We start from the raw sequence: 25,830 nt of genomic DNA, 5'->3' as shown, positions 1-25,830 counted from the left end.
AGAGGCTACTGCCCAGGTCAAAGGCACCAGCTGATTCCTGAGGCCGGCATGACTCCTCAACTGCCAGACGTGGTTGCCCGTTTGGCTGTCTGGCATGGCTGGCGTTCCCTACGATGACTGGCGTTGCGGTGTCGTGCGGGAGGGGCGGGGAGGGCTGGATGGGCTTCGCGGATGCGGAGGAGACGGTGGCGGCTCCCGGGTTGCGGACTGCCGTCGAGTTCTACTCGGGCAAGGTAGAGCTGGTTCTGGCTCGGATCAACGAACTCGAGGGCGAACTCGCGGCTCTTCGGGCCGATGCTGAAAAGTTCACCACTGCCCGCGATCAGCTGAGCGCGGCACTCGCCGAGATCCTCGCGGATGGTCCACCGCCCACCGGCGAGGTGGATGGAGCCCCACAGGCCACCTCCGCCGAGCCACCGTCCGGTGACGGGCCTCCTCCGCGGAGACCTGCTGCACGTCGGCGACGTAGTGGCAGCCAGCCCAGGAGGTCGCCGTCCGGGGAACTCATGGAGACAGTTGAGCGGATCCTCTTGACCACTGGGCGGCCGATGCCGGTCAGGGACATCACCGAGGCGCTGGGGCGGCCCACACAGGGCAAAGAGGGGCGAGGCCCCCTCGCCACGGTTCGCGCGACGTGCAAGCGGCTGGTCAAGAACGGCCGCGCTGTCGAGCAATCGGTCGGAATGTTCGCCATCGCCCGGGCGGAGACGTCGCCGCCGGAAGGGGCCGCTTAGAGATACGCCCTACATGAGTCGTCCCCTCCTCCCATCGCGGGGAGAAGGGGACGGGTTCCGTTGAGCTTGGACCCTCTTCGGAACCGGTGACGTGGACCCCTTGTCAGTGGCTCACGCGCTCTCCCGAGGCTAGAGGAATTCGGCTCGCCTCGGGGGCGCGTGGCCTATTTCGTCGTTCCCGGATCACGGTGCATCCGGGGACGGAAAGGCCGTGTTTTGATCGATTTCAATCGTTCTGTCGTGGGCCGGGTACAGCGGCGTGGTGAGGAAGTTCTCCAGCCGGGCGACGGTGGCGACGTCGGGCCAGCATCGGCCGGCAAGCAGGTCGGCGATGGCCTGCCGGTTGACTCCGGAACCGGCGGCGAACTGTCTCAGACTCCGCGTCTCCCTCTCCAGAGCGGCCGCGAGGGACCGCGCGATGGCCTGGACGACCCGAGCAGCGACATCGTCGATCACGGAGTGGGGCCAGGATTCCGGATCACGGGCAAGGTCCCGCGGCGCGGTCTTACGGGCCAAACCTCCCACCATGTTGATGCACTCCTTTCCGTGAAGATCGGCTTCGACGTCTTCACTGGCTGCTTGTCCAGCCACTTCTGTTGGTCTGTGAAGCTGAGTTCCGAGGTCTCCCGCAAGATCCGCGAGTACCGTCCCCGCCTCCCGCGGGGGCAGTGGGCGCCGGTAGCCGACCAGGTGCGGGCAACCGTGGCGGCGACCGCTCCGGCGACCTGCTACGCAGCGGAGCATCTGCTGCATGTGGTGGGGCGGCTCGCGGTGTGGGCGGACCGGAGCGGGCTGCCACGTGATCCCGGGACCTGGTTGCGGACCGAGACAATCGACGCGTTCATCCTGGCGGGCTGCACGGCCGTGGAAGACTCGACGCTTCTGACCTACCGGACGTGGCTGCGACGGGCACGGGAGGCACTTGTCTGGGTGCAGCGTGGCGAGGCGCCGCCTGCGCGGCTCTCGTCGCCTCGTACGCCCCAACCGCCCTACGGGCCTGGAGAGCTGGCCCGCCTGCGGGATTGGGCAACTCGTCTGCCGGGCCAGGCTCGGCTCGACGGTCTCGCCCTCATGGCGCTTGGTGCCGGATGCGGACTGATGCCAGGCGAGGTACCGCGGATTCGGGGCAGGCATGTTCGGGTGACCTCTGGAGGGGTTGCCGTCCTGGAGGAAGAGCTGCTCAGTCGGCTCGTGGCTTGTCACTCCGAGTGGGAAGGCACACTGGCTGAGCTGGCAGAGATCTCCGGACTCGGATTCCTCTTCCGGCCGGGTCGGAAGGTCGTGGCAGCCAAGAACCTCGTCTCCTCCTGGCCCGCACGCCATCGACCCCATGTGGGCCTGCCGCCGCTCTCTGCTCGGCGATTGCGGTCGACGTGGATCGTCGGCCGGCTTTCCGAAGGCATCAACCCGGAGGCCGTCGCTTCCGCCGCGGGCATGGCTTCCCCTGCCGGCTTGGCGGGCTACCACCATTGGGTGCCCCCACTCCCCAGAGCGGAGGTGATCCGCTTGCTACGTGGCTGCCGCTCGTGAGGGCGCGACCTGAAGCCGACCAACTGGCCGCCCGGCATGCACGGCCACGGCTGCGGCCTGGACGGCTGACCGAGATCCCTGATTCCAAGGTCGGCCAGCTGCTGACGCTGCTCGACCGCTCTGGCCTGCCGCAACAGCTGGAGGACATGCTGCGAGGCCGTCCGGGGCCACCAGGGGTGCCGCCCAGGACGGTGCTGGCTGGCCTGATGCTCGCCGTGTACTACACGGGCCGAGCCACGATCTCCGACGCCTGGCGAATCTTGCACTTCCGTCTCCAGCCCGCTGCCCGCGCCTGGCTCGGCATCCCCGAGTCGCCGCCGTCCACGGCGCGGGGGTGCATAGCTGCCAGCCGTCGTCTCTACCGAGGGCTGGACCGGATCACCACCGTGCTCGACCCAGCGCGCTGCGACCGGCGTCGACGTATGGTCCAGGCGGAGGCGGACATCCACTCCGCAGTCTGGGATGGACCCTCTGGCCGGGAGGCCGCGAGCCGGCTTCAGCGGCTGGCGAACGACCTCGTCCTGGTGCCTGTCCGACTCGCCCAGCAGCGCGGGTACCTGCGCCACTGGAAGGGCGACGTGGGAGTCGACGCCACCTCGATCCCGGTCCTGGCCCGCCCGGACAGCGATCGCTCGGGGACCGCCTCGGTCGAGATCACCGCAGGCTGGCACTACCGCGGCGGTTCCGACGAAGGGATCTTCGGCTACAGCGCGACCCTGCTGGTTGCCGCCCACTCCCGCATGAGCGAGCAGGCGGCCAAAGGGCGCAGGGCACCGTCCTATCCGCAGCTCTGCCTCGGCCTCACCCTGGACACCCCCACAGTCCGTACAGGTGAGAACGCAGTCGCCGTCCTCGGACGGCTCGCTGATCTCCGGCCACCCGCTGGAACCTGCGCGGCCGACCGCGCCTACACCGGGTGCTCGCCGGAGAAGTTCCAGGTCCCCGCACGCCGACTCGGATTCCGCCTCGCTCTGGACTACAAGGCAGCCGACCGCGGCATCCAGGGCAGCTGGCAGGGAGCCGTACTGATCGACGGCTCCCTCGCATGCCCGCAGATCCCCAACGCCTTGGCCCAGGCCACACACGGCATGGACGACAAGACCTTTCGGCAGCGGCTTGATGAACTGAAGCCGGTGGTCGCTGAGAGACTGCCGTACTTCCTCAAGCTGAAGCAGAACGCAGATGCCCGAGGCACCGTACGCCTGCAGTGCCCCGCCGCCGGCCCCTCCCCTTCGGTGAACTGTCCTCGCCGAGAGCGACTCCGGCCTGCACGACCGAGTGCCTCCGGCCCACCGCAGACCGTGCTCCGGCTCGCGGATCGGCGGTCCCGCGCCAGCCACCCTGCTGCCCGCCCTACCGTCCAGCTCCCTGACGGCGAGTGGATCGACCCTCCGCGAAAGGACGAACTGCCCGCTGTCTGCGGCGCATCCGCGATCAGCGTGCCCGCAGACGCCGCCGGAGATCTGAAGACCGCCAAGTTCCGGCAGGACAGCCACTACCTCACCCTGGCCTGGGAACGGATCTACAAGCCGATCCGCTCGCACAACGAGGGCCTCAACGGACGACTCAAGGGCGCCGAGCTGAACATCGGAGAGCCCCTGCATCGCCGGGCCCCAGGGCAGGTCGCCCAGACGCTCCTGGTCGCCATCATGGTGACTGTCGGCAACCTGGACATCCTGGAGACCTGGCTCTACGAACGGACAGGCAGCCGGCTCTCCGACACCGAGTTCGAGTCCGTTCCAGCCCCGCAAGATTTTGACCCGCGATACGTGCTGGCGCCGCTGGGCACTGGCCGACATCCGCCGGGCAACCTCTGACCGGTCAGCAACACAGCCAGACATCGTGATCACCAGCCCCGGGCAACCGGGGCCGCTTCGCATGCCCCCAGAACAGCCAGAAGCCTGCCGGAGCGGATGTGGTCCGGTGTACGCCGCCATCCACCACCCCGAACAGGCATCGAACGACCCCAGAAACGACGAAGATCCCGTCCGATCTTGCGATCGGACGGGATCTCGTCAACGTTCCTGAGAGCTACTCAAGAACAGTCGTCTGTGGACCTGTGGGGATTTGAACCCCAGACCCCCTCGATGCGAACGAGGTGCGCTACCAGACTGCGCCACAGGCCCTTGCGACGTGTGAAACATTAGCATCCCCGGGCGGGTGCTCCAAAACGCGTTCCGCGCAGGTCACCCGCACCCCGTCACTCGTTGGCGGCGCGGGGCCGGTCCTCGCCCTCGTACTGGTCGAAGAGCGGGGTGCGGCCCCGGCCCTGGCCCCGGGGGCGGGGGGTGGAGGGGGTCTTCTGGTCCGGGCCGGGGGCCGGCTTCGGGAGGGCCGGCTGGGCGCGCAGGCGCGGGTCGGTCGGCTCCGCGGTGCTGGAGCGGGTCGCGCTCCAGCCGTCGGGGGCCGTCGGGCCGGTGGCGCGGGGGGCGACGGGGGCGGTCACGTAGGTCGGCAGCGGGACCGGCACCGGCTCCCAGCTGTCCCCGCGCGCCGGTCCGCGCTCCCGCTCGCGCTGCTGGTCCACCCACTCGGCGTGGTCGGTCTGCTCGACGAGCGCGCGCCGCCCGGCCTCCTGCGGGGAGAGCGGCGGCGCGGGGTCCGGTTCGGCTCCGGCCTCGGGGGCCTCCTCGGCGGGCCGGCGGCGCAGGCGGCTCTCGCGCAGCTGGCGCGCGGCCGCCTCGGCGCGGCGCCGGTCCATCGTGAACTCGTAGCGCCGCCGCTCCTGGACCCGCAGGTGCACGATGTACGCGCTCAGCAGCAGGGCGGGCACGGCCGGGGCCCACAGGTACCGCAGACCGCCGACGGCGGCGGCGATCGCCCCGCCGCTGAAGACGAGGAAGAGGAGCGCGGTGGTGCGCCGGCGGCGCGCGAGCACCTGGAGGCGCTGCTGCCGGCGGACCCGCTCGGCCTCACTCGTTCTCGGGTCGGTCCTGGTCGGGGACACGCCGAAGGCCCGGGCGTCGGCGTCCACGGAATTCACCGTTTCCGTCGCCGCTTCCGGGTCCGCGTGGGGCTGGGGCTCCGCCTGTTCCTCACCGCGCTCACGCAGCCCCTTGGCATAACGGCGCTCCATTCCCGCCCGGCCGGAAAGAAGCCGGATGGCAGTGGAGAAGCGTTCCGTCGGACGGGCTTCGTTCAGCTCGTCCTGCCTGCGGAGCCACATGGGCACCAAGTAGGCGGCCCAGGCCCCGACAATGACTGCGTAGATGAGGCCGCTGCTGCTCACACCCCACACCGTAGAGGGGTGCGGCCGAGGGGATCAGCCAATTGAGCGGTGTGTCGCACGATCCGGCTGATATCACGGACTTTTTTTGTGATTCTTCGGATCAGGTTATGGGCGAATCGGCCAGAAATTCGAACGCTTTTGCGATTACCTGATTTCGGGCGGCCCGGACGGCGATCCCTGCGGCGGCTTCCGCGTGCGGTGCCAGCGGCGCACCAGCCCCTCCGGCACCTCCTCCACCGTCAGCGCGAAGACCAGATGGTCCCGCCACGCGCCGTCGATGTGCAGGTAGCGCGGCCTCAGCCCCTCCTCGCGGAATCCGAGCTTCTCCACGACCCGCCGGCTCGGCACGTTCTCCGGCCGGATGCACACCTCGATCCGGTGCAGCCCGACCTTCCCGAAGCAGTGGTCGACGGCCAGCGCGACCGCCGTCGGCATGACCCCGCGGCCCGCCACGTCCCGGTCCACCCAGTAGCCCACGTGGGCTGCGCACATCGACCCCCAGGTGATCCCGGCGACCGTCAGCTGCCCGACCAGCCGTCCCTGGTACTCGATGACGAACGGCAGCATCCGCCCCGCGTTGGCCTCCGCCCGCAGGTGGCGGACCATCTGCCGGTACGTCGGCCGCTGGACGACCGGCCCCCACGGTGCGGGCGGCGGGATCGTGGCCTCCCAGGGGCGCAGCCAGTCGCGGTTGCGCTGGTTGACCTCGCGCCAGGCGCGCTGGTCCCGCAGCTTTATCGGCCGGAGCGTGACATCGCCGTCCGCCAGCACCACCGGCCAGGTGGGGCCGTTCAGCTCGGGCTCCCGGGCGTCGGCGCGGGTCTGGGGTGGTCGCCGCCACGCAGCTGGTCCACGGCGTGCGGCAGGATCCGGGCCAGGACCGCGAGGCCGTCGCGCACCCCGCCCGTGGAGCCGGGCAGGTTGACGATCAGGGTGTGGCCCGCCACGCCCGCCAGGCCCCGTGACAGGGCGGCGGTCGGCACCTTCTCCAGGCCCTCGGCACGGATGGCCTGCGGGATCCCCGGGACCTCGTAGTCCAGCACGCGCGCGGTGGCGTCCGGGGTCCGGTCGGTCGGGGAGATGCCGGTGCCGCCGGTGGTCAGGATGACGTCGTACCCGGCGGCCACGCCCTCGCGCAGCGCCAGCTCCACCGGGTCGCCGTCCGGGACGACGCGCGGGCCGTCCACGGCGAAGCCGAGCCGCTCCAGGGCCTCGGCGAGCAGGGGGCCGCCCCGGTCCTCGTAGACGCCCCGGGAGGCGCGGTTCGAGGCGGTGACGACCAGGCCGCGCGGTGCGGGGGTACCGGCGGCGGGCGGGGCCGCCGCCGGTACCCCCGGGGCCCCGCCCGTCTCGCCGTGCGTGTGGCTGTGGCTGTGGACCTCGCCGCCGCGGGGGGCGTTCACGCGCGGGTCCAGTCGCCGGACTTGCCGCCGGTCTTCTCCTCCACCCGGACGTCGGTGATGACCGCGCCCTTGTCGACGGCCTTCACCATGTCGATCACGGTGAGCCCGGCGACCGCGACCGCGGTCAGCGCCTCCATCTCGACGCCCGTACGGTCGGTGGTCTTGACGGTGGCGAGGATCTCCACGGCGTCGTCGGCGACCCTCAGGTCCACCGTCACCCCGGAAACCGCCAGCGGATGGCACAGCGGGATCAGGTCCGGGGTCTTCTTCGCGCCCATGATCCCCGCGATCCGCGCGGTGGCGAGGGCGTCGCCCTTCGGCAAGCCCTCGCCGCGCAGCAGCTCGATCACCCGGGGCGATACGAGGACGCGTCCGCTGGCCCGGGCCGTCCGGGTGGTCACGTCCTTCGCCGAAACGTCCACCATCCGGGCCGCGCCGGCCTCGTCGATGTGCGTCAGCCTGCTCTGCGTACTCATGTCTGCGTGCCACTCCCGCTCCGGGCCCCCTGGAGCCCTGGGGCCTGTGTGGTGCAACACGCTACCCGCACCGGGCGGTGCTCAGCCGAGCAGGATCACTTCCAGCTCGGCCCCCGGCTCCACCGAGGTGACGTCCTCCGGCACCACCATCAGCGAGTCGGCGTGCGCCAGTGCCGCGATCAGGTGGGAGCCCGATCCGCCGACCGGGCTGACCGTCCCGCTCTCGGGGTCGTAGGCGCCGCGCAGGAACTGGCGGCGGGCGGCCGGCGAGCCGATCGGCCGGTCTGCCTTGAGCACGGCGCGCACGCTCGGCCGGCTGACCTCGGACGCGGGCAGGCCCATCAGCGCCCGGATGGTGGGACGCACGAACAGCTCGAAGGAGACGTAGGAGGACACCGGGTTGCCGGGGAGGGCCAGCAGTRGGGTGTGGTCGGGGCCGACCGTGCCGAAGCCCTGCGGCTTGCCGGGCTGCATGGCGAGCTTGCGGAAGTCGACGCGGCCCGCCTCCACGGCCTCGTCGCCCGCCGAGACGGAGGTCAGCGCCTCTTTGACCACGTCGTACGCGCCGACGCTGACCCCGCCCGTGGTGACGAGGAGGTCGGCCCGGATCAGCTGGTCCTCGATGACGGCGCGCAGGGTCTCGGCGTCGTCGGCGACCGCGCCGACCCGGTAGGCGATGGCGCCGGCGTCGCGGGCGGCGGCGGCGAGCGCGAAGCTGTTGGAGTCGTAGATCGTCCCGGCGGCCAGCGCCTCACCCGGTTGGACGAGCTCGCTGCCGGTGGACAGGACCACCACCCGGGGGCGCGGCCGCACCCGTACGGTGCCGCGGCCGATGGCGGCCAGCAGGGCGATCTGCGGGGGACCGAGGACGGTGCCGGCGGCCAGGGCCAGGTCGCCGGCCTGTACGTCGCTCCCGCGCGAGCGCACGTGCGCCCGCGCCTCGGCGGCGCGGTGGACCCGCACCTCGCCGCCCGCGCCCTCGGGCGCGGCGCTGGCCGGGGTCATCCCGGCGGCGGCGCCGCCTCCGGTGCCGCCGTCGGTCCACTCGACCGGCACGACGGCCTCGGCACCGGGCGGCAGCGGGGCTCCGGTCATGATGCGGGCGGCCTGTCCGGGTCCGACGGTGGGCAGTTCGCCGCTGCCCGCCGCGACGTCGCCGATGACGGCGAGCACCGCGGGGAACTCCTCGCTCGCACCCTGGACGTCGGCCACACGGACGGCGTACCCGTCCATGGAGCTGTTGTCGAAGGGCGGGAGGGCGACGGGCACGGTGACGTCCTCGACCAGGACACAGCCCTGGGCGTCGAGCAGCTGGAGCTCGATGGGCTCCAGCGGCCGGACGGCGGCGAGGACGTCCGCGAGGTGCTCGTCCACCGACCACAGACGGTGCGGTGCGGTGTCCTGCGGTGCGGAACTGCTCACGTTCCTACATCTCCTCCGTGACGTAACGGTGAAGCCAGGTGCGGAACTCCGGGCCCAGGTCCTCACGTTCGCACGCGAGTCGCACGATGGCCCGCAGGTAGTCCCCGCGGTCCCCGGTGTCGTAGCGGCGGCCGCGGAAGACCACGCCGTGCACCGGGCCGCCCACGCTCTCGTCGGCGGCCAGCTTCTGCAGGGCGTCGGTGAGCTGGATCTCCCCGCCGCGGCCCGGCTCGGTCTCCCGCAGTATGCCGAAGATCGCGGGGGTGAGGACATACCGTCCGATGACCGCGAAGTTGCTGGGTGCCTCGGAGGCGTCCGGCTTCTCGACGAGTCCGGTGACGCGCACGACGTCCGGCTCGTCGGTCGCCTCGACGGCGGCGCAGCCGTAGAGGTGCACGCTGGACGGGTCGACCTCCATCAGCGCGATGACGGTGCCGCCGGTGCGCGCGTGGATGTCGACCATCTGGCGCAGGAGGGGGTCGCGCGGATCGATGAGGTCGTCGCCGAGCAGGACGGCGAAGGGCTCGCTGCCGACGTGCGGCTCGGCGCAGAGGACGGCGTGTCCCAGGCCGCGGGGGTCGCCCTGGCGGACGTAGTGCATGGTGGCCAGGTCGCTGGACTCCTGGACCTTCTTCAGCCGGTCGTCGTCGCCCTTGGCGATGAGGGCCGACTCCAGCTCGTAGTTGCGGTCGAAGTGGTCTTCGAGGGGCCGCTTGTTACGTCCTGTGATCATGAGGACGTCGTCCAGGCCGGCCGAGACGGCCTCCTCGACCACGTACTGGATGGCCGGCTTGTCCACGACCGGGAGCATTTCCTTCGGGGTCGCCTTGGTCGCCGGGAGGAACCGAGTGCCGAGGCCCGCGGCCGGGATGACGGCCTTCTTGATCACGGGGTGCGACTGAGTCATGGGCAGAACGATAGTGGGTCATGCCGAACACCCGCCCAGATTCCGGTAATTATGTCCGGATATGCACCTATAGCAAAGGTATGTGACCTCATAGTGACGGAGCACCCGCCCGAGAAGGCCGCCCTCCGGCGACAACTGCTCGCCGCCCGCCGCGCCCTGTCCCCCGAGGCCCGCGGCACGGCCGCCCGCGCGCTCGCCCGCTCCGCCCTCGCCCTGCCCGAACTGGCCGGTGCGCGCACGGTGGCCGCGTACGTCTCGGTCGGCGCGGAACCCGGCACCCACGAGCTGCTCGACGCGCTGCGGGCGGCCGGCAAGCGGGTGCTGCTGCCCCTGCTGCTGCCCGACAACGACCTCGACTGGGCCGCCTACGAGGGCCCCGGCAGCCTCGCCGAGGCCGCGCACCCGGGGAAGATGCGCCTGCTGGAACCCTCCGGGCCGGCGCTCGGCCCGGAGGCCGTCACGGCCGCCGACGCCGTCCTGCTGCCCGGCCTGGCGGTCGACGGGCGCGGGATGCGGCTCGGCCGCGGCGGGGGCTCCTACGACCGGGTGCTGGCCCGGCTGGAACGCGCCGGGACCCACCCGGCGCTGGTGGTGCTCCTCTACGACGAAGAGGTGGTCGCGCGGGTCCCGGAGGAACCGCACGACCACCCCGTCCAGGCGGTCGCCACCCCGTCGGGGGTGGTGCGCTTCTGATGCCTCGGCCCCGGGGCTTCGGCTGTCGGCTCTCGGCCTTCCGCCCCGGGCTCCGGCCTCACCGCCTCGGCGTCACGGCCTCGGCGTCACGGCTTCAGCGTCACGGCCTCGGCGTCACGGCCTCGGCGTCACGGCCTCGGCGTCACGGCCTCGGCGTCACGGCCTCGGCGTCACGGCTTCAGCGTCAGCGTGGCGACGGTCGACTTGTCGACAGCCTCCTTGCCGAAGGGCCACTCCAGCAGTTCACCCTTGGCCCACATCGTCGTCTGGTCCGTGTACGTGGAGTCGTACGCGTGCCCCGAGGCGCCGGTCAGGTTGATCCAGCGGGACTTGTCCAGGTCGTTGAGGTTCACGACCATCCGCATCGACGGCACCCAGGTGACCCCGTACCCGCTGGAGGCGTTCCAGCCGGTCGCGTTGACGGTGGCCTCGCCGCCGCCCAGGTTCCACGGGCCGCGGTTGAGGAGCCACCGCATGAAGCCGGGGCCCTCGGTGCCGATCGTCTGGTTCTTCAGGTTCAGCTGGTGCAGCCGGCCCCAGGTCCAGGTCGACTGGTCCTTGCCGAGCTTGGCCGTCAGCTCCCAGCGCGCGTCGTTCATGGCGCGGGCGAAGAGCTGGTCACGGGTGGCCGTCGCCGGCTTGGTGAGCGTCTTGGGCGAGGACCACCAGGGCGACTTCTCGTCCTTGACCAGGCGGCGCACCACCTCGAACCACCGGTCGCCGCCGTCCGGCTGCGCCGAGTCTGGGCCGCGGGTGCCGCACTCGCGGACCGTCTTGGTGAGGTCGTCGTTGGGACCGCCGCTCTCCTGGACGTTGGCGCAGCTGCCCTCGATCCGCAGCTCCTTGGGCATCTTGTCGCCGAAGGACAGCTTGAGGATGTTGCGCCAGACCGCGTTGAAGTACGCGGCTGCCGCCGAGTCGTTCTCCTGCGTGTAGTTCCAGCCTTCGAGCAGCTTCTGCGCCGAGCGCACGTCCGGGTCCGAGACCTGGATCTTGGCCAGCATCGGGGTCAGCAGTGCGGCGATCTCGCTGCTGTTGTCCATCTGCATGGTGCGCATGTCGTCGGTCGAGATCTTGCCGCTGTCCTTGATCTTCGCCTCGATGAGGTCGTTGATCCGCTGGCTGCGGGCGCCGTAGCCCCAGTCCGTGGTCAGCACGTACGGGTACTTGCCGGCGCCGGTCTCGGTGACGGCCTGGTTGGCGGTGACGACGTAGCCGCGGGCCGGGTTGAGCTCCCAGGGCATCTCGTTCTGCGGGATGTAGCCCGCGTTGCCGTCCTTGCCGCCCTTCCAGGCGAACTTCGGGTCCCAGCCGGGGGCCGGCATGCGGCCGTCGCCCTGGGTGCGGACCGGGATGCGGCCCGGGGCCTGGTAGCCGATGTTGCCGTTGGCGCCCTTGTTGTCGGCGTAGATCAGGTTCTGCGAGGGGACCTCGAAGTCGGCCGCGGCCGCCCGGAAGCCGGCGAAGTCCTTGGCGCGGTCGAGCTTGAACACCGCGTCCATCGACTTGCCGGGGTCCAGGGCGGTCCAGCGCAGGGCGACGGCGTAGCCGTTGCCGCGGTCGGGGGCGGAGGTGGGGACGGGGGCGCGGACGCCCACGGTCTCCAGCTCGTCGCTGCGGTCGGAGATCAGCGGTCCGTTGTTGGTGGTACGGACGGTGATCTTCTTGCTCTTGCCGCCCGCGACCTTGATGACCTCTTCACGGTTGGTGAAGGGGAGCACCTTGTTGTCGTAGACGTAGCCGTCGGGCCTGACCTGCTCCAGGTAGAGGTCGGTCACGTCGGCGCCGAGGTTGGTCATGCCCCAGGCGATGTCGGCGTTGTGGCCGATGACCACGCCGGGCATGCCCGAGAAGGTGTAGCCGGCCACGTCGTACTGGCACTGGGGCGAGGCGGCGCGGCAGTGCAGGCCCATCTGGTACCAGACCGAGGGCAGCTGCGGGGAGAGGTGCGGGTCGTTCGCGAGGAGCGGCTTGCCGGTCGTCGTGTACTTGCCGCCGATGACCCAGGAGTTCGATCCGATGCCGCTGCCGTTGGGGCCGAGGATGGCCGGGATCTCGTCMAGGGTCTTGGAGAGCGAGGTCAGCTGCGTGCGCAGGCCGACCGTGGCGCCCTGGGCGGTGGCGTTGCCGGCGAGGCCGGTGCTGCCGCCGTTGGGGGTGGCCTGCGAGCCGGTGCCGGTGCCCGTGCCCGTACCGGTCGTACCTGTACCCGTACCCGTACCCGTACCCGTACCCGTACCCGTACCGGTGCCGGTCGAGCCGGTGCCCGTACCCGTTCCCGTACCCGTACCCGTACCCGTACCGGTCGAGCCGGCGCCCGGGGTTCCCTGGGGGACGTACTTGCCGCCCGCGACCGTGCCGCCCTCGACGATCGGCTTGTTCCGGTCGAAGGGGTACGGCGGGTAGAGCTCGTCGATCTGGGCCTGCGAGAGCGTGTTCGCCATCAGCGAGCGGTCTATCTCGTCCTGCATGTTGCCGCGCAGGTCCCAGGCCATGGCCTTGAGCCAGGCCACCGAGTCCACCGGCGTCCACTGCTCCGGCTTGTAGTCGTCGGTCAGCTTGAGGGCGGCGTGCTCGACGGAGAGGTCCTTGCCGGACTTCCCCTTCAGGTACGCGTTGACCCCGTCGGCGTAGGCCTGGAGGTACTTCTTGGTCTCCGGCGAGAGCTTGGTGTCGTACTCGGCCTGGGCGACCTGGCGCCAGCCCAGCGTGCGCAGGAAGGCGTCGGTCTCCACCTGGCCGGACCCGAACATCTCGGAGAGCCGGCCGGAGGTCATGTGACGGCGTACGTCCATCTCCCAGAACCGGTCCTGCGCGTGGACGAAGCCCTGTGCGCGGAAGAGGTCCTCGTCGTTGTCGGCGTAGAGCTGCGGAATCCCGTGCTCGTCGCGCTTGACGTCGACGGTCCCGGTCAGACCGGGGACCTTGAGGGAGCCGGTGGTCTGCGGGAAGGAGGCGCGCACGGTGTCCACGCTCCAGTACGCGCCGTAGCCGATTGCCGCCAAGAGCACCAGGACCAAGACGAGCACGAGCAGGCGTGCGCGTCGTCCCTTCTTCTTGACGGAAGGTCCGGATTCATTGGCGGGCATCGCTGTCCTTAGAGGGGCAGGGTGGTCCTGGGATTGCTGGGAGCAACCATAGGCGCAGGACCATGTCCGTTGATCCGCCAGGGGTCGAGGTCATGAGGACAGGGCCGAACAGGCGTTTCACAATGTGACTATCGCGTCAAGGAATCGTCAAAGATTAGGTAAGGTAACGAAGTAACTTGCCGGACGCGCCTCCGGAAGGAACGATCCGCCGCTCCGTCAGGCGCGCTGAGGAAAGGGCCGCCCGCTGACTGTCCACACGCTCAACGAGCTCCTGCTGGTCTGCTCGCTCGTGCTGCTCGTCGCGGTAGCGGCGGTACGCGTCTCCTCACGCAGCGGCCTCCCCAGCCTGCTCATCTACCTCGGCATAGGCATAGCGATAGGCCAGGACGGCATCGGCAACGTCGTATTCGACAATGCCGAGCTCACGCAGGTCATCGGTTACGCCGCGCTCGTCGTGATCCTCGCCGAGGGTGGTCTGGGCACCAAGTGGAAAGAGATCAAACCCGCACTGCCGGCCGCGATCGTACTGTCGCTGGTCGGCGTCGCGGTCAGCGTGGGCGTCACGGCGGCGGGCGCGCACTACCTGGTCGGGCTGGAGTGGCGCCAAGCCCTGCTGATCGGCGCGGTCGTCTCCTCGACCGACGCGGCGGCCGTCTTCTCCGTCCTGCGCAAGGTCCCGCTCCCCTCGCGGGTGACGGGCGTACTGGAGGCCGAGTCCGGCTTCAACGACGCTCCCGTCGTGATCCTGGTGGTGGCCTTCGCGACGGTCGGACCGGTGGACGACTGGTTCGTCCTGATCGGCAAGATCGCGCTGGAGCTGGCGATCGGCGCCGCGATCGGCCTGACGGTGGGCTTCCTGGGGGCGTACGGACTGCGGCACGTGGCGCTGCCCGCCTCCGGCCTGTACCCGATCGCGGTGATGGCGATAGCGGTGGCGGCGTACGCCGCCGGCGCGATGGCGCACGGCTCCGGCTTCCTGGCGGTGTACCTGGCGGCCATGGTGCTCGGGAACGCGAAGCTGCCGCACTGGCCGGCCACTCGCGGATTCGCGGACGGGCTCGGCTGGATCGCGCAGATCGGCATGTTCGTGCTGCTGGGCCTGCTGGTCACCCCGCACGAGCTGGCGAGCGACTTCTGGCCCGCCGTGATCATCGGACTGGTGCTGACGATGGTGGCGCGGCCCCTGGAGGTGTTCGTCAGCCTGCTGCCCTTCCGGATCCCGTGGCAGGAGCAGGCCCTGATGTCGTGGGCGGGCCTGCGCGGGGCCGTCCCCATCATCCTGGCGACCATCCCGATGGTGACCGGCATCGAGGGCAGCGACCGGGTCTTCAACATCGTCTTCGTGCTCGTCGTCGTCTACACCCTGGTCCAGGGCCCGACCCTGCCGTGGGTGGCGCGCAAGCTGGAGCTCGGCGACACGGACGAGGCCGCGGCCGACCTCGGGATCGAGTCGGCGCCGCTGGAGAAGCTGCGCGGGCACCTGCTGTCCTTCGCGATCCCGCCCGCCTCGCGCATGCACGGGGTGGAGGTCAGCGAGCTGCGGCTGCCGGCGGGAGCGTCGGTGACGCTGGTGGTCCGGGACGCGAAGAGCTTCGTACCGGCGCCGTCGACCGTGCTGCGGCGCGGGGACGAACTGCTGGTGGTGGCCACGGATCCGGTTCGCGACGCGGCGGAGGCCCGGCTTCGGGCAGTGGCGCGCGGCGGCAAGCTGGCGGGGTGGCTGGGCACCGGGGGCGGAACGTCGTTGTGAGGGCGGCCGGCGGACGGTGGCGTCCGACCGGCGTTCTTCGACGTGCTTCGACGTGCTTCGACGGTCCACATTTGTCGACATTCCCCGGCCGCCGCACACACGGTCACCCGCGGTGGGTCGGTGGCGATTTTCGGTGACGGAGGGTGACGCAGGGGTGGGCAAGGTGAACGCTCCGCTATAGAGCGTTGCTCTAAACTCGCCAATTTCGGTGGCGTATGACCTTCTTCGCCCCCATTTCATGGGCGCTGGAATGCGAAGCTCCAGTTAATCGCAGGTGAAGACACGAGTTGCCAGAGAAATCACAGGGCGTGGTAGCGGATTCCCCTGTACGATGAAGGCACACCAGATCGAACCAACTCTGCCTGACGCAGAGCTGGCGCGACCGCAAAGCGGCCGTGGCACCCTCCCGCAGTGGGCGCCCAGGTATCACTCGGTTCTGCGCAAGAGGACAGCTCTCGGGGCTCCCACATGTACGGGTGCGGTCGCTCACAAGGCGGCACACCGTCCGCAGACGGGGACGCTCTACCAGGCAGCGGAAAGGCCAGGCCGTGACATCCGCGGTCACGACCGACAAGTCCGCCACGTCCACCCGACCCGGCTACGGGCAGCTTCTGCGCACGCCCGGCGCCCTCGGCTTCGTCCTCCCCGGCTTCGCCGCCCGTCTGCCGTTCGGCATGCTGACGATCAGCATCCTGCTGCTCGTCCAGCACGCCACCGGCTCCTACGGCGACGCCGGCATCGTCGCCGCCGTCACCGGCGTCTCCATGGCCCTCTCCGCACCGGTCATGGGCAAGTTCACCGACCGCCGCGGCCAGAGCGCCGTCCTCGTGCCGGTCGTCCTCGTCCACGCCGCCGCGGTCTCCGCTCTGACCGCGCTGGCCCTCCTCGGCGCCCCGCTGTGGGCGCTCGCGCTGGCCGCCGTCCCGGCCGGCGCATCCGTCCCGCAGGTCGGGCCCATGGTCCGCTCCCGCTGGGCGGCCAAGCTCGAAGGATCCCCGCTACTGCCGACCGCGGCCGCGTTCGAGTCCGTCACCGACGAGTTCACCTTCGTCGTCGGACCCGTGCTCGCCACCGCGCTGTGCACCGGCATCCACCCGGCGGCCGGTCTGGCCACCGAGGCCGCCCTGACCCTGCTCGGCGGCCTCTTCTTCGCCGCGCAGCGCGCCACGGAGCCGAAGCCGGCCCCGGTGCCGGCCGGCGGCCAGAAGCACGCCTCCGCGCTGTCCTTCCCGGGCCTGCGCGTCCTGATCGTCGCCTTCATCGGCATCGGCGCCGTCTTCGGCGGCATGCAGGTCTCGCTCGCCGCCTTCTCCAACGAGATCGGCAACCCGGGCGCCAACGGCCTGCTGTACGGCATCTTCGCGGCCGGCAACATGACCGCCGGCATCGCCATGGGCGCCATCGCCTGGAAGATCGGCCCGCGCCGGCGCCTGATCCTCGGCTACATCGGTCTCACCGCCGCCGCGTCCGTCCTGTGGGCCGCCCACTCGATGATCCTGCTGGGCGCCCTCGGCCTGGTCGTCGGCCTGTGCATCGCCCCCGCGCTGATCACCGGCTACACCATGATCGAGCAGCTGATCCCGGCCGCCTCGCGCACCGAGGCCTTCACCTGGCTGACCGGCGCGGTCGCCTTCGGCCAGGCCGGCGCCGTGACCCTGGCCGGCCGGCTGACGGACGCGCACGGGTCCTCGTACGGCTTCCTGGTGCCGCTGGTGGCCACCGCGCTCGCGCTGGTCACCCTGCTGGCCCTGCGGGCGAAGCTGGCGCCCGCGGCCGCGAGCCGGATCGTGAACGCGTCCGCTCCCACCGCCGCGGCGACCCCTGCGGCAACCCCCTCGCCGGCCGCCCGCAACCGGGCGAACGAGCGTGGCATCGGTCACCGCCAGCCTGTGACGGTGGACTGATCCGCCGGAATACGTCACCATGGAGCGTCGTTAGCACTCATTGAGTCAGAGTGCCAGGAGGAAATTCGTGCCGACCTACCAGTACCAGTGCACCGAGTGCGGTGAGGGCCTTGAGGCCGTGCAGAAGTTCACCGATGACGCACTGACCGTGTGCCCGAGCTGCGACGGACGCCTGAAGAAGGTGTTCTCCGCGGTAGGCATCGTCTTCAAGGGTTCCGGTTTCTACCGGAACGACAGCCGTGGCGCTTCGTCGAGCAGCACGCCCGCCTCGAAGCCCTCGACCTCGACGACGACCACCGCAGCGCCTGCCGCCGCTTCGTCCTCCTCGACGTCGTCGTCCGGCACCGGCGGCAGCGCCGGCTCCACGTCCGCCGCCTGACCGGTAAGCCCTTCTTTTTCCGTAAGGCCCCGCTCGCCCTCCTGGGCGGCGGGGCCTTACGCGTACCCGGTTAGGGTGGCGCCATGGTCAACGCAGAGATCGGTGTCATCGGCGGCTCGGGCTTCTACTCCTTCCTGGACGACGTCTCGGAGATCCAGGTGGAGACCCCGTACGGGCCCCCCAGCGACTCCCTGTACCTGGGCGAGCTGGCCGGGCGGCAGGTCGCCTTCCTGCCGCGGCACGGGCGCAGCCACACCGTGCCCCCACACAAGATCAACTATCGGGCCAACCTGTGGGCGCTGCGCTCCGTCGGCGTCCGCCAGGTGCTGGGCCCGTGCGCGGTGGGCGGCCTGCGGGCGGAGTACGGGCCGGGCACGCTGCTCGTCCCGGACCAGCTGGTCGACCGTACGAAGTCCCGTGCCCAGACCTTCTTCGACGGGGAGCCGCTGCCGGACGGCAGCGTCCCCAACGTCGTGCACACGACCTTCGCCGACCCGTACTGCCCGGTCGGGCGCACGGTGGCGCTCGAAGCGGCGCGGGGGCGCGACTGGGAGCCGGTGGACGGCGGCACGATGGTCGTCATAGAGGGACCCCGCTTCTCCACGCGGGCGGAATCGCGCTGGCACGCGGCGGCGGGCTGGTCGGTGGTCGGCATGACGGGGCACCCGGAGGCGGTCCTCGCCCGCGAGCTGGGGCTCTGCTACACCTCGATGGCCCTGGTCACCGACCTGGACGCGGGTGCCGAGACGGGCGAGGGCGTCTCCCACGCGGAGGTCCTCAAGGTGTTCGGCGAGAACGTCGGCCGGCTGCGCGAGGTCCTTTTCGACGCCGTCGCGGCCCTCCCGCCGACCGCGTCCCGCTCCTGCCTGTGCACCCACGCCCACGACGGCTGGGACCTCGGCATCGAGCTCCCTTAGCCGCCCTCACCACCCCGGCCGCGACCGCGCCTCCCTCCGGCCGCCTTCGCCCGCCTTCGGCCGCCCGGCTCAGCCGCGCACGGCCGGCCGCACCCCGCGGACGAGCTCGCGGAGCCGGTCTGCCCGGTCCCCCTGCCCCAGGTCGAGGGGGACCCGGGCACGCGCGGCCAAGGCCGCGACGACAGCGGTGAACCCTTCGGAGAGCACGGCGGCGACGGGATGGCTCCCGCGCAGGTACCGGTCCACGAGTTGCTCCGCGAACCGGGCGAGCGCCACCGGGTCGACCTCGCTGTCGTCGGCCTCCATGGGCCCGATCCCGGACGGGATCCCCAGTTCCCGCTCGAAGGCGGCCACCTGCGCGAGGAAGAGCCGGGACACTCCTGTCGCCGGGTTCCAGAGCACCTCGTCGCCCCTGTTGTAGTACTGACTCATCCGTCGATGATCGCGTGCGGGGGCTGCCGCTCCGGCGTCGGGGGCGGGCGCCGGGGCCGCCCGTGAGGGTGACCGGGTTGTCCACAACCTGGGGACCGTCCACAGACCGGCGCGGCATCGGACGGAACGGCGGATCGTGAGGGGGTCCGGGCGCTGGCCCCGGACACCGGATCCCGATCGGCTCGGCGGTGCCCACCATGTCCAGGACCTCTTCCCGTCCCCCCTGTTCGCCCTCCACCTCCCCCGTCCCCTCTCCCTCCGCGTGTCCCCCCTCGCGCCCCGTTCCCCCCTTCCCCCCGCTCCGCGTGGGCCGGGCCGGGGGCCGGCTGCGTCGCGCGGTGCGCCGGCGCAGGCGGGCCACCGCGGCCGGGCTGGCCGTCGTGGCGGCAGCCCTGGCCGTGGGCGGGGCACAGGCCCGGGCCTCCCGGGGCGCGGCCCCGCCCGTGGCGAAACCGCCGGCGGCGGTGGTACGCCTGGTGTCGGCGCCCGTGCGCATCGCGGACGCGGCGACGGTGCGGCTGCTGCGCCCCGGGGACCGGGTGGACGTGGTCGCGGCGGAGCGCACCGGCCCGCCCCGCGTGGTGGCGGCCGGAGCCCGGGTCACCGAGGTGCCCGAGCCGGAGAAGGGCGGGGACGGCGGCGCGCTGGTGGTGCTGTCCGTCCCCCGGGACACCGCTCGGGCCCTGGTGGGCGCGGGCACGGTGGCGCGTCTGGCGGTGACGTTGTGCTGATTCGCACGTACGCCCAGTCAAGTCGCCTTGTTCTGAGGCTCGATTGGACACTGCGGGCTCGGACTGACGTAACTTTCGGAACAGTTGACTCCGTATTCAGCGGTTCCAGAGAAAGGCTCAGTGGTGGGCGAGAAGAAGAAGGAGAGCGTGCTGGCGGGCTTCAAGGCCTTCCTGATGCGCGGCAACGTGGTGGACCTGGCGGTGGCCGTGGTCATCGGCGCCGCGTTCACGAACATCGTGAACTCGATCGTGAAGGGCATCATCAGCCCTCTCGTGGGCGCCATCGGCACCAAAAGCCTGGATGTCTACACCTCGTGCCTGAAGGATCCCTGTGGCATCGACGCGAAGGGCGAACCGACCGGCGTCAACATCCTGTGGGGGTCGGTCCTCAACGCCGCACTGACCTTCCTGATCACCGCGGCGGTCGTCTACTTCCTGATGGTCCTGCCCATGGCGAAGTACCTCGCCCGGCAGGAGGCGCGCCGCAAGGCCAAGGAGGGGGTGAAGGAGACCATGGAGATCACCGAGCTGGAGGTCCTCAAGGAGATCCGCGACGCCCTGGTGACGCAGCGGGGCTCGAACGGCGGCAGCGGCCAGGCTCCGGGGGCACGGGACGCCTTCTGACCGCTCGGGCCAATCAGATGTGGTGCGGGGGCTTCTCGTCGAGGAAGCGGGCCAGGTCGGCCGCGCTTCCGCCGGCGGGCGGCCGCTCGCCCCAGCCGCGGTCGGTGTCGTCGGACGACTGCTGGTCCAGCGGGTCGTCGAAGATCAGCCGGGGGCGCGGCTTGGCAGCCGGCGTCGACGACGCCGGTGCCGGGGCCGGCGGAGGCGTCGCGGCGGACTCGGGCAGCGGGTCGGGGGCGGCGGAGGTGCTCATGCGTCCAGGGTACGGCGGCCCCCGCCGCCCGCCCGGTTCGGCTGGGAGCCTCGGCGCCCTGGCGGGCGTAGAACCACCAGCACACGGTGAGGCGGGTCGCGCAGAACCCGATGAAGATCCACAGCGCGCCGGTGACGGCCATGGCGGCGAACCTCGCGGGGATGAGGAAGAAACCGTGGGCGGTGATGGCCGGGTCGAGGGGTGCGGGGGGCAGGTGCGCCCGCTCGGCCGGGTCCGTCGCGGGCCCTTGAAGCCCCTCTTGACCTGGGCCATTGGCGGTCGTCTTCGGCGGGGCGGTGGGCGCCCTCTTGAAGTCGGCGGCCGAGACGGAGCTGCCGGAGCCCTTCGTGAAGAGGGGCCACGCCGAAGGCCAGGAAGACCGTGGCGACGGCGTAGGGCGGCGGGGCGGAGTCGAAGTCCCGCAGGAGGCGGCCGCCGAGCACGGTCGCGGCGATGAGCAGGAGGGAGACGACGGCGCCGGCGAGGGTGGCCCGCGCGGCGACGGACCGTCCGGCCGACGGTGGGACCTCGGGGGGCCCTGGGGGTGGCGGGGCTGCGGCGAGGGCTTCTGGGGGCTCGGACACAGCACCACGCTAGGCGGTTTGTACCGTTTCAGCCTGTTGTGCGGATCTTAAGGGTTGCTCCGAATCGGGGCGGGGCCCTCCCGCCCCGGGGGCGCCGGTGGGGAGGCGGGTCGTTCCGAGGGTGGTGGGCCGTCACGAGTCCGCCCGGGGTACCCGTGGGGTGCGGGCCGCGCGCCTCGCCTGTCGGGCGGCCGGGCGCTGCTGTGCTGGRCGGTATGACGTACGTACGGATGACCGCGCGCAGCCGCGACGAGGACCACCGGGCGGCGACTCCGCTGGAGCTGTTCTTCGATCTCTGTTTCGTCGTCGCGATCGCCCAGGCCGGTCAGTGTCTGGTGCACTCGCTGGCGGAGGGCCATCCGGGGAGCGGGGTGATCGGATACTTCTTCGTCTTCTTCGGGGTGTGGTGGGCGTGGATGAACTTCACGTGGTTCGCGTCGGCCTACGACTGTGACGACGTGCCGTACCGGATCGCGACGCTCGTGCAGATCGCCGGTGTGCTGGTCTACGCGGCGGGGGTGAGCCGTGCCTTCAACGACAACGACTGGACGGTGGCCGTCATCGGCTACCTGATCATGCGGGTGGCGTTGACGGCGCAGTGGCTGCGGGCGGCGTCCGGGGAGAGCGGTCCGGCCCGTACGGCGGCGCTGAAGTACGCGGCGGGGCTGGTGTTGTGCCAGGCGGGCTGGGTGGCGCTGCTGTTCGCCCCGGACGCGTCCAAGCAGTGGCTGTTCCTGGTGCTGGTGGCGGCGGAGCTGTTGGTTCCGGTGCTGGCCGAGCGCGGGCACCAGACGCCGTGGCACGCGCACCACATCGCGGAACGGTACGGGCTGTTCACCATCATCGTGCTCGGCGAGACGATCGCCGCGAGCACGGTGGCCGTGAAGTCGGCGCTCGACGAGCACGAGGCCCTCGGTGAGCTGCTGCCGATCGCCGCCGGCGGGCTGTTGATCGTGTTCGCCGCGTGGTGGATCTACTTCGCGGTGCCGATGCACGAGCGGCTGACGTCCAACAGGGAGGCGATCCCGTGGGGGTACGGCCATCTGTTGATCTTCGCGTCGGGTGCGGCGATCGGTGCGGGCATCGAGGTCGCGGTGGAGCACGCGGTGGGCCAGGCCCACATTTCGCAGGTGGCCGCGAACGCCGCCGTCACCGTCCCGACGGCCCTGTTCCTGATGATGGTGTGGTTGTTGCACTCCCGGCACTTCAAACGGGGTCTCGCCCAGCAGCTGGTGCTGCCGGTGTCCGCCGTCGTGATCCTCGCGTGCACGTGGACGGGTGACTACGCGGTGTTCTACGCCGGCCTGTTCGCGACGGCCACCGTGGCGGTGGGCCAGACCCTCTCGGTCCGGGGCGGGCCGCGGGCGGCCGTCGCCGTCTGAGGTCCGGGGCTCCGGGGGAGGCGCCGGCCGTGGGGCCGTCACTCCCGTGCCCGTGGATCCGTTCTGCAGCACGGCGCACCGCGTAGGGCGCGCCACGCATCACGCGGTGCGCGTCACGCACCAAGGCGACAGGAAGAGACGGCCCCATGACACTCCCCCCGCAACGGCAGAGCAGCGCGACCGGTCCCGGAGCGGAACTGGCCGAACCGGGTTTCTGGCAGCTTCCGCCGGACCGGCGCCTGGCCGCCTTCGCGCGTTTGCGCGCGCTGCCGTCCCCGGTGTTCGTCCCGGAGGGGGCCGGCCATTGGGCGCTCGTCCGGCACGCGGACGTGCAGGAGGCGAGCCGGCTGCCCAAGGTGTTCGCCAGTGCGCCCGGGGTCACCACACCGGAGCCGGCCCGGTGGGTGCGGGCGCTGTTCGGGGACTCGATGGTCAACCTGGACGGTCCGGACCACGCGCAGCTGCGCAAGATCGTGCAGCGGGCCTTCACGCCCCGTCTGCTGGCCGCCGCCGAGGAGGACATCCACGCGGTGGCGGCGCGGATCGTGGACGACGTGCTGGAGGGGCGGCCGGACGAGTTCGTGTCGGCGGTGGCCTCCCGGCTGCCGCTGGAGGTCATCTGCAACATGATGGGCATCCCGGAGCGCTACCGGGCGGAGATCGCGGACCGGGTCAACCACGCTTCCGAGAACATCGGGGTGGAGCGGGGCCTGGCGTCGCGGCTGCGGATGCCGGGGCGGGGGCTGCGGGCGCTGGCCCGGATGCAGCGGATGGTCGCGGGGATCGGGCGGGAGCGGCGCAGGCACCCCAGCGACGACCTGATCTCGGCGCTGGTCTGCGCGAACGTCGACGGCCAGGCGCTCGGGGCCCGGCAACTGGGGGCGTTCTTCAGCCTGCTGATGGTGGCGGGGGTCGAGACGACCCGTAACGCCATCACCCACGGGCTGACGCTGCTGACCGACTTCCCGGAACAACGGGACCTGTTGCTCTCGGACTTCGAGAAGCACGCGGACGGCGCGGTGGACGAGATGATCCGGCACTCGACGCCGATCATCCAGTTCCGCCGGACGGTGGCGGCCGAACACACCCTGGGCGGGCACCTGTTCCGGCCCGGCGACAAGGTGGTGCTGTACTACGCCTCCGCCAACCGTGACGAGGCGGTCTTCCCCGATCCGGACGCCTTCGACATCACCCGCTCCCCCAACCCCCATCTGGGGTTCGGGGGTGGCGGTCCGCACTTCTGCCTGGGCGCACACCTGGCCCGGGTGGAGATGAAGGCGCTCTTCCGCGAGCTGCTGACACGTCCGGTGGGGCTGCGCGCGGTGGGGCTGCCCGATCTGGCGGGGTCCAGCTTCGACAACCGGGTGCGTTCGCTGCGGTTCGCCTTCGAGTGTCCCCACACCGGGGTGTGACGGCGGGCAGGGGGGGACCGGCCGGCAGGTGGAGGGACCGGACGACGGCAGGCGGGGGGGACCGGCCACCGGGCGGGCTGGGAGCCCGGCGGCCGGAGCACGGCCCCGCCTACTGCTGGAGGCTCTGCACCGTCAGGACGCAGTGGGCGCTGCTGGTCAGCACTTCCTCGTCGCCGGCGAAGGCCTGCAGGAGCTCGGGGGTGACCGGCTTGCCGGGGACGGCCTCGGGCCAGGCGCGCGTGGCGAACAGGAAGTACGCCTGCCCGCTCTCGTTGGCGGCGGCGACCCACTCGTCGGGGGCGGTGCAGGTCGCGTTCAGGCCGGGCAGGGTCAGGGCGACCTGGCTGCCCGCGAGGAGGATCTGCACGGCGAAGGTGCGCGGGTTGCGGGTGCCGTCCATGACCACGTCGCCGATGGGCAGGCCGATCTCCTCCAGCAGTCCGCGCGCGGCCTTCTCGCCCGCCTCCCGGCCCTGCGGGCCGTCGCCGAGGATGTAGGCGAGGAGGTACGGGATGTCGTGCCCTTCGGAGGGGTCACCGATCCAGGCGAGCACGGAAAGGGTGCCGAGGTGGGACCGGTCGATTTCGGCTTGCGTTGAAGTCATGCGCCGCACCTTAGTGCTCTGGAACCGGGCCCTTTCACGGCCTTTCACCCGGGCGGGCTAGACCGACCAGAAACCCCCTCCGGAATTCGCCCGGATGTTCGCGTCCTGATACTGCAGCCGCACAATGCGCGTGTTTTCCGGGATTTCGAACACCACCCATCCCTCGGCCCGCTCACCGACCGCGAGGGAATCGAAGACGAGTGGTTTGCCGGTGGTCAGTTCACCGGTGCGCACGGCCGGGTAGCGCTTCCCCGCGCTGTCGTACGCCCACATGCGCCCGAGGGGCCCGTACGAGGCGCCGCCGACGTTGACGAACGACATCGAGGCGGCCGTCCAGCGCTTCCCTGCGGGGGGCCCGTAGTTCGGCTCCACGCTGAGCGCGGGGTCCACGTAGGCGGCGAGCACGGCCTGGAGGTGTCGCCCCACCTCACGCCCCTGCACCCGTACGGAGTCACCCACATGGGCATCCTTCGCGGCGGCCCCGTCCGCGCCGCGGGCCGGCGCCGCGGGCTCCTCGTCGGTGCCGGGCGCCCCGTCGTCGACCGGGACGGCGGGCGCGGCGGCGGGGGCGAGTGCGGCGCCCTCGGGGGCGCTCTGGCAGGCGGTGGCGCCGAACAGCAGGACGGGCAGAAGGGTGGCGGCGGAGAGGACTGCGGTGTGCTGGCGCATACGGGGACCCCTTCGGGGATCTTCGGTGCGGGGATGTATTTCGGCCAGTCTCACGCGCCCGAGCGGGCAATTGCACACACCGACACGGGTATGCGGTGCGCGTTTGCCCCCGACTGCCAGCACAATGCGTTCCGGCGGAATCCCGTCATCCACGCCCACCTGGAGGAAGAATGCGTACGCCTGCCCGCCGAATGGCCTTCTCCGCCTTCTCCGCACTGGCCGCGAGCGCTTTGTTCGCGGCCCCCGCCGCCGCCACCGTCTTTCAGCAGGCCGTCGTCGTCAACGCCGACGCGGAGATCGCCCGGGACGGTGCGATCACCCTTCACGGGGCCTACCAGTGCGAGGCCGCGTCCCCCGGCGGGGCTACGCAGGTCAAGGTGACCGTCGCCCAGGAGGACGCGGGCAGGCTCAGCATCGGGACCGGTGCCGTCTGCGACGGTGCGCCGCACGAGTGGAAGGTGCGGGCGCCGCAGTTCGGCGCCGGCCTGCACCCGGGTCGCGCGGTGGCGACGGCGGAGCTCCAGGAGGTGCACCTGCACGGCCTGATGCCGAGGGCGGTCGACACCGTCGCCGTGGACAGCCGGGACATCGAGATCCACGAGCTGCACTGAGGCCGCAGCGCACCCGCCGCCCCGCCGGTGGCCGCGGCCACCGGCGGAGGCCTCCGGCGCCGGATGCCCGGATCCCCGGCCGCCCGGCGCCGGAC

The 25,830-nt window shown here is 71.4% G+C and carries 25 protein-coding genes and 1 tRNA gene; 13 read left to right on the top strand and 13 right to left on the bottom strand.

Annotation, left to right across the window (positions count from 1 at the left end):
* The first annotated feature begins 158 nt into the window (after positions 1-158).
* Positions 159-734 (top strand): hypothetical protein, encoded by a 576-nt coding sequence (locus tag AB4039_RS20365; protein WP_442271425.1) that lies wholly within the window; start codon positions 159-161, stop codon positions 732-734.
* 183 nt (positions 735-917) lie between these two features.
* On the opposite strand, the gene AB4039_RS20360 is transcribed toward AB4039_RS20365, so the two are convergent.
* Positions 918-1,190, bottom strand: coding sequence for a helix-turn-helix domain-containing protein (locus tag AB4039_RS20360; protein WP_442271424.1), 273 nt, complete (start codon positions 1,188-1,190; stop codon positions 918-920).
* Between the two features lie 90 nt (positions 1,191-1,280).
* On the opposite strand from AB4039_RS20360, the gene AB4039_RS20355 reads away from it, so the two are divergent.
* Both AB4039_RS20355 and AB4039_RS20350 read left to right on the top strand, forming a co-directional pair.
* Complete coding sequence (locus AB4039_RS20355) at positions 1,281-2,264, top strand: hypothetical protein (protein ID WP_442271423.1); 984 nt, start codon at positions 1,281-1,283, stop codon at positions 2,262-2,264.
* Positions 2,261-4,081 carry a hypothetical protein gene (locus AB4039_RS20350; protein WP_442271422.1) on the top strand — a complete coding sequence of 607 codons (1,821 nt, stop codon included), beginning with the start codon at positions 2,261-2,263 and terminating at the stop codon, positions 4,079-4,081. The genes AB4039_RS20355 and AB4039_RS20350 overlap by 4 nt, the downstream gene beginning before the upstream one ends.
* 235 nt (positions 4,082-4,316) lie before the next feature.
* Here the strand turns inward: AB4039_RS20350 and AB4039_RS20345 are convergent.
* The 7 genes from AB4039_RS20345 to galU all read right to left on the bottom strand — a co-directional run bounded on the left by AB4039_RS20345 (position 4,317) and on the right by galU (position 9,701).
* Positions 4,317-4,390, bottom strand: a tRNA-Ala gene (locus tag AB4039_RS20345).
* Between the two features lie 74 nt (positions 4,391-4,464).
* Complete coding sequence (gene sepX / locus AB4039_RS20340; protein WP_266839543.1) at positions 4,465-5,493, bottom strand: divisome protein SepX/GlpR; 1,029 nt, start codon at positions 5,491-5,493, stop codon at positions 4,465-4,467.
* A gap of 144 nt (positions 5,494-5,637) precedes the next feature.
* The gene (locus tag AB4039_RS20335; protein ID WP_442271421.1) at positions 5,638-6,267 is read right to left on the bottom strand and encodes a GNAT family N-acetyltransferase; all 630 of its coding nucleotides are present in this window, start codon (positions 6,265-6,267) and stop codon (positions 5,638-5,640) included.
* Positions 6,268-6,284: 17 nt separating this feature from the next.
* Positions 6,285-6,776, bottom strand: a complete 492-nt coding sequence (locus AB4039_RS20330) for a MogA/MoaB family molybdenum cofactor biosynthesis protein (protein WP_266841709.1) — start codon at positions 6,774-6,776, stop codon at positions 6,285-6,287.
* Positions 6,777-6,892: 116 nt separating this feature from the next.
* A complete protein-coding gene (gene moaC / locus AB4039_RS20325) occupies positions 6,893-7,372 on the bottom strand; it encodes a cyclic pyranopterin monophosphate synthase MoaC (RefSeq protein WP_442271420.1) in 480 nt (159 codons plus the stop codon).
* A gap of 81 nt (positions 7,373-7,453) precedes the next feature.
* Positions 7,454-8,794 carry a molybdotransferase-like divisome protein Glp gene (gene glp, locus AB4039_RS20320; RefSeq protein ID WP_442271419.1) on the bottom strand — a complete coding sequence of 447 codons (1,341 nt, stop codon included), beginning with the start codon at positions 8,792-8,794 and terminating at the stop codon, positions 7,454-7,456.
* Between the two features lie 4 nt (positions 8,795-8,798).
* Positions 8,799-9,701 carry a UTP--glucose-1-phosphate uridylyltransferase GalU gene (gene galU / locus AB4039_RS20315; protein ID WP_266839550.1) on the bottom strand — a complete coding sequence of 301 codons (903 nt, stop codon included), beginning with the start codon at positions 9,699-9,701 and terminating at the stop codon, positions 8,799-8,801.
* 51 nt (positions 9,702-9,752) lie between these two features.
* Here galU and AB4039_RS20310 point away from each other — a divergent pair, with 51 nt between their 5' ends.
* The gene (locus AB4039_RS20310) at positions 9,753-10,394 is read left to right on the top strand and encodes a 5-formyltetrahydrofolate cyclo-ligase (RefSeq protein ID WP_442271418.1); all 642 of its coding nucleotides are present in this window, start codon (positions 9,753-9,755) and stop codon (positions 10,392-10,394) included.
* A gap of 170 nt (positions 10,395-10,564) precedes the next feature.
* On the opposite strand, the gene AB4039_RS20305 is transcribed toward AB4039_RS20310, so the two are convergent.
* Positions 10,565-13,483 (bottom strand): penicillin acylase family protein, encoded by a 2,919-nt coding sequence (locus tag AB4039_RS20305; RefSeq protein ID WP_442271417.1) that lies wholly within the window; start codon positions 13,481-13,483, stop codon positions 10,565-10,567.
* A 289-nt stretch (positions 13,484-13,772) separates the two neighbouring features.
* Here AB4039_RS20305 and AB4039_RS20300 point away from each other — a divergent pair, with 289 nt between their 5' ends.
* From AB4039_RS20300 to AB4039_RS20285, 4 genes are all read left to right on the top strand, one after another.
* Positions 13,773-15,233, top strand: coding sequence for a potassium/proton antiporter (locus AB4039_RS20300; RefSeq protein WP_442271416.1), 1,461 nt, complete (start codon positions 13,773-13,775; stop codon positions 15,231-15,233).
* Between the two features lie 548 nt (positions 15,234-15,781).
* On the top strand, positions 15,782-17,137 hold the full coding sequence (locus AB4039_RS20295; RefSeq protein ID WP_266839556.1) for an MFS transporter: 1,356 nt from the start codon (positions 15,782-15,784) through the stop codon (positions 17,135-17,137).
* A 67-nt stretch (positions 17,138-17,204) separates the two neighbouring features.
* On the top strand, positions 17,205-17,516 hold the full coding sequence (locus AB4039_RS20290) for an FmdB family zinc ribbon protein (protein ID WP_266839558.1): 312 nt from the start codon (positions 17,205-17,207) through the stop codon (positions 17,514-17,516).
* Between the two features lie 83 nt (positions 17,517-17,599).
* Complete coding sequence (locus tag AB4039_RS20285) at positions 17,600-18,433, top strand: S-methyl-5'-thioadenosine phosphorylase (protein ID WP_442271415.1); 834 nt, start codon at positions 17,600-17,602, stop codon at positions 18,431-18,433.
* A gap of 69 nt (positions 18,434-18,502) precedes the next feature.
* On the opposite strand, the gene AB4039_RS20280 is transcribed toward AB4039_RS20285, so the two are convergent.
* A complete protein-coding gene (locus tag AB4039_RS20280) occupies positions 18,503-18,865 on the bottom strand; it encodes a DUF6086 family protein (RefSeq protein WP_266839562.1) in 363 nt (120 codons plus the stop codon).
* Positions 18,866-19,062: 197 nt separating this feature from the next.
* Between AB4039_RS20280 and AB4039_RS20275 the strand changes: the two genes are divergently transcribed.
* Entirely contained in the window at positions 19,063-19,596 is a 534-nt protein-coding gene (locus AB4039_RS20275) for a hypothetical protein (protein WP_266839564.1), read from the top strand.
* Positions 19,597-19,719: 123 nt separating this feature from the next.
* Complete coding sequence (gene mscL / locus AB4039_RS20270; RefSeq protein ID WP_442271414.1) at positions 19,720-20,220, top strand: large conductance mechanosensitive channel protein MscL; 501 nt, start codon at positions 19,720-19,722, stop codon at positions 20,218-20,220.
* 13 nt (positions 20,221-20,233) lie between these two features.
* On the opposite strand, the gene AB4039_RS20265 is transcribed toward mscL, so the two are convergent.
* On the bottom strand, positions 20,234-20,473 hold the full coding sequence (locus AB4039_RS20265) for a hypothetical protein (protein WP_442271413.1): 240 nt from the start codon (positions 20,471-20,473) through the stop codon (positions 20,234-20,236).
* Positions 20,474-21,272: 799 nt separating this feature from the next.
* Here AB4039_RS20265 and AB4039_RS20260 point away from each other — a divergent pair.
* Both AB4039_RS20260 and AB4039_RS20255 read left to right on the top strand, forming a co-directional pair.
* A complete protein-coding gene (locus AB4039_RS20260) occupies positions 21,273-22,439 on the top strand; it encodes a low temperature requirement protein A (protein ID WP_442271412.1) in 1,167 nt (388 codons plus the stop codon).
* A 146-nt stretch (positions 22,440-22,585) separates the two neighbouring features.
* A complete protein-coding gene (locus tag AB4039_RS20255; protein WP_442271411.1) occupies positions 22,586-23,851 on the top strand; it encodes a cytochrome P450 in 1,266 nt (421 codons plus the stop codon).
* A gap of 109 nt (positions 23,852-23,960) precedes the next feature.
* On the opposite strand, the gene AB4039_RS20250 is transcribed toward AB4039_RS20255, so the two are convergent.
* Positions 23,961-24,455 carry a DUF5949 family protein gene (locus AB4039_RS20250; protein ID WP_266839574.1) on the bottom strand — a complete coding sequence of 165 codons (495 nt, stop codon included), beginning with the start codon at positions 24,453-24,455 and terminating at the stop codon, positions 23,961-23,963.
* Between the two features lie 57 nt (positions 24,456-24,512).
* Positions 24,513-25,124, bottom strand: a complete 612-nt coding sequence (locus AB4039_RS20245; protein WP_442271410.1) for a DUF4352 domain-containing protein — start codon at positions 25,122-25,124, stop codon at positions 24,513-24,515.
* 170 nt (positions 25,125-25,294) lie between these two features.
* Between AB4039_RS20245 and AB4039_RS20240 the strand changes: the two genes are divergently transcribed.
* Positions 25,295-25,735, top strand: coding sequence for a DUF6299 family protein (locus AB4039_RS20240; RefSeq protein WP_266839578.1), 441 nt, complete (start codon positions 25,295-25,297; stop codon positions 25,733-25,735).
* Positions 25,736-25,830 lie beyond the last annotated feature (95 nt).

Origin of the sequence: Streptomyces sp. M-16, assembly GCF_052114405.1 — a bacterium.
In the GTDB taxonomy this organism is placed as follows: Bacteria; Actinomycetota; Actinomycetes; order Streptomycetales; family Streptomycetaceae; genus Streptomyces.
The sequence above is the reverse complement of the archived record's forward strand: the minus strand, read 5'-3'. Positions and strand labels throughout refer to the sequence as shown.

Coding starts and splice junctions, on each gene's coding strand:
- AB4039_RS20365 (WP_442271425.1), top strand. CDS start 159: ATGGGCTTCGCGGATGCGGAGGAGACGGTGGCGGCTCCCGGGTTGCGG.
- moaC (WP_442271420.1), bottom strand. CDS start 7,372: ATGAGTACGCAGAGCAGGCTGACGCACATCGACGAGGCCGGCGCGGCC.
- galU (WP_266839550.1), bottom strand. CDS start 9,701: ATGACTCAGTCGCACCCCGTGATCAAGAAGGCCGTCATCCCGGCCGCG.
- AB4039_RS20310 (WP_442271418.1), top strand. CDS start 9,753: ATGTCCGGATATGCACCTATAGCAAAGGTATGTGACCTCATAGTGACG.
- AB4039_RS20285 (WP_442271415.1), top strand. CDS start 17,600: ATGGTCAACGCAGAGATCGGTGTCATCGGCGGCTCGGGCTTCTACTCC.
- AB4039_RS20280 (WP_266839562.1), bottom strand. CDS start 18,865: ATGAGTCAGTACTACAACAGGGGCGACGAGGTGCTCTGGAACCCGGCG.
- AB4039_RS20275 (WP_266839564.1), top strand. CDS start 19,063: ATGTCCAGGACCTCTTCCCGTCCCCCCTGTTCGCCCTCCACCTCCCCC.
- AB4039_RS20265 (WP_442271413.1), bottom strand. CDS start 20,473: ATGAGCACCTCCGCCGCCCCCGACCCGCTGCCCGAGTCCGCCGCGACG.
- AB4039_RS20260 (WP_442271412.1), top strand. CDS start 21,273: ATGACGTACGTACGGATGACCGCGCGCAGCCGCGACGAGGACCACCGG.
- AB4039_RS20255 (WP_442271411.1), top strand. CDS start 22,586: ATGACACTCCCCCCGCAACGGCAGAGCAGCGCGACCGGTCCCGGAGCG.
- AB4039_RS20250 (WP_266839574.1), bottom strand. CDS start 24,455: ATGACTTCAACGCAAGCCGAAATCGACCGGTCCCACCTCGGCACCCTT.
- AB4039_RS20245 (WP_442271410.1), bottom strand. CDS start 25,124: ATGCGCCAGCACACCGCAGTCCTCTCCGCCGCCACCCTTCTGCCCGTC.
- AB4039_RS20240 (WP_266839578.1), top strand. CDS start 25,295: ATGCGTACGCCTGCCCGCCGAATGGCCTTCTCCGCCTTCTCCGCACTG.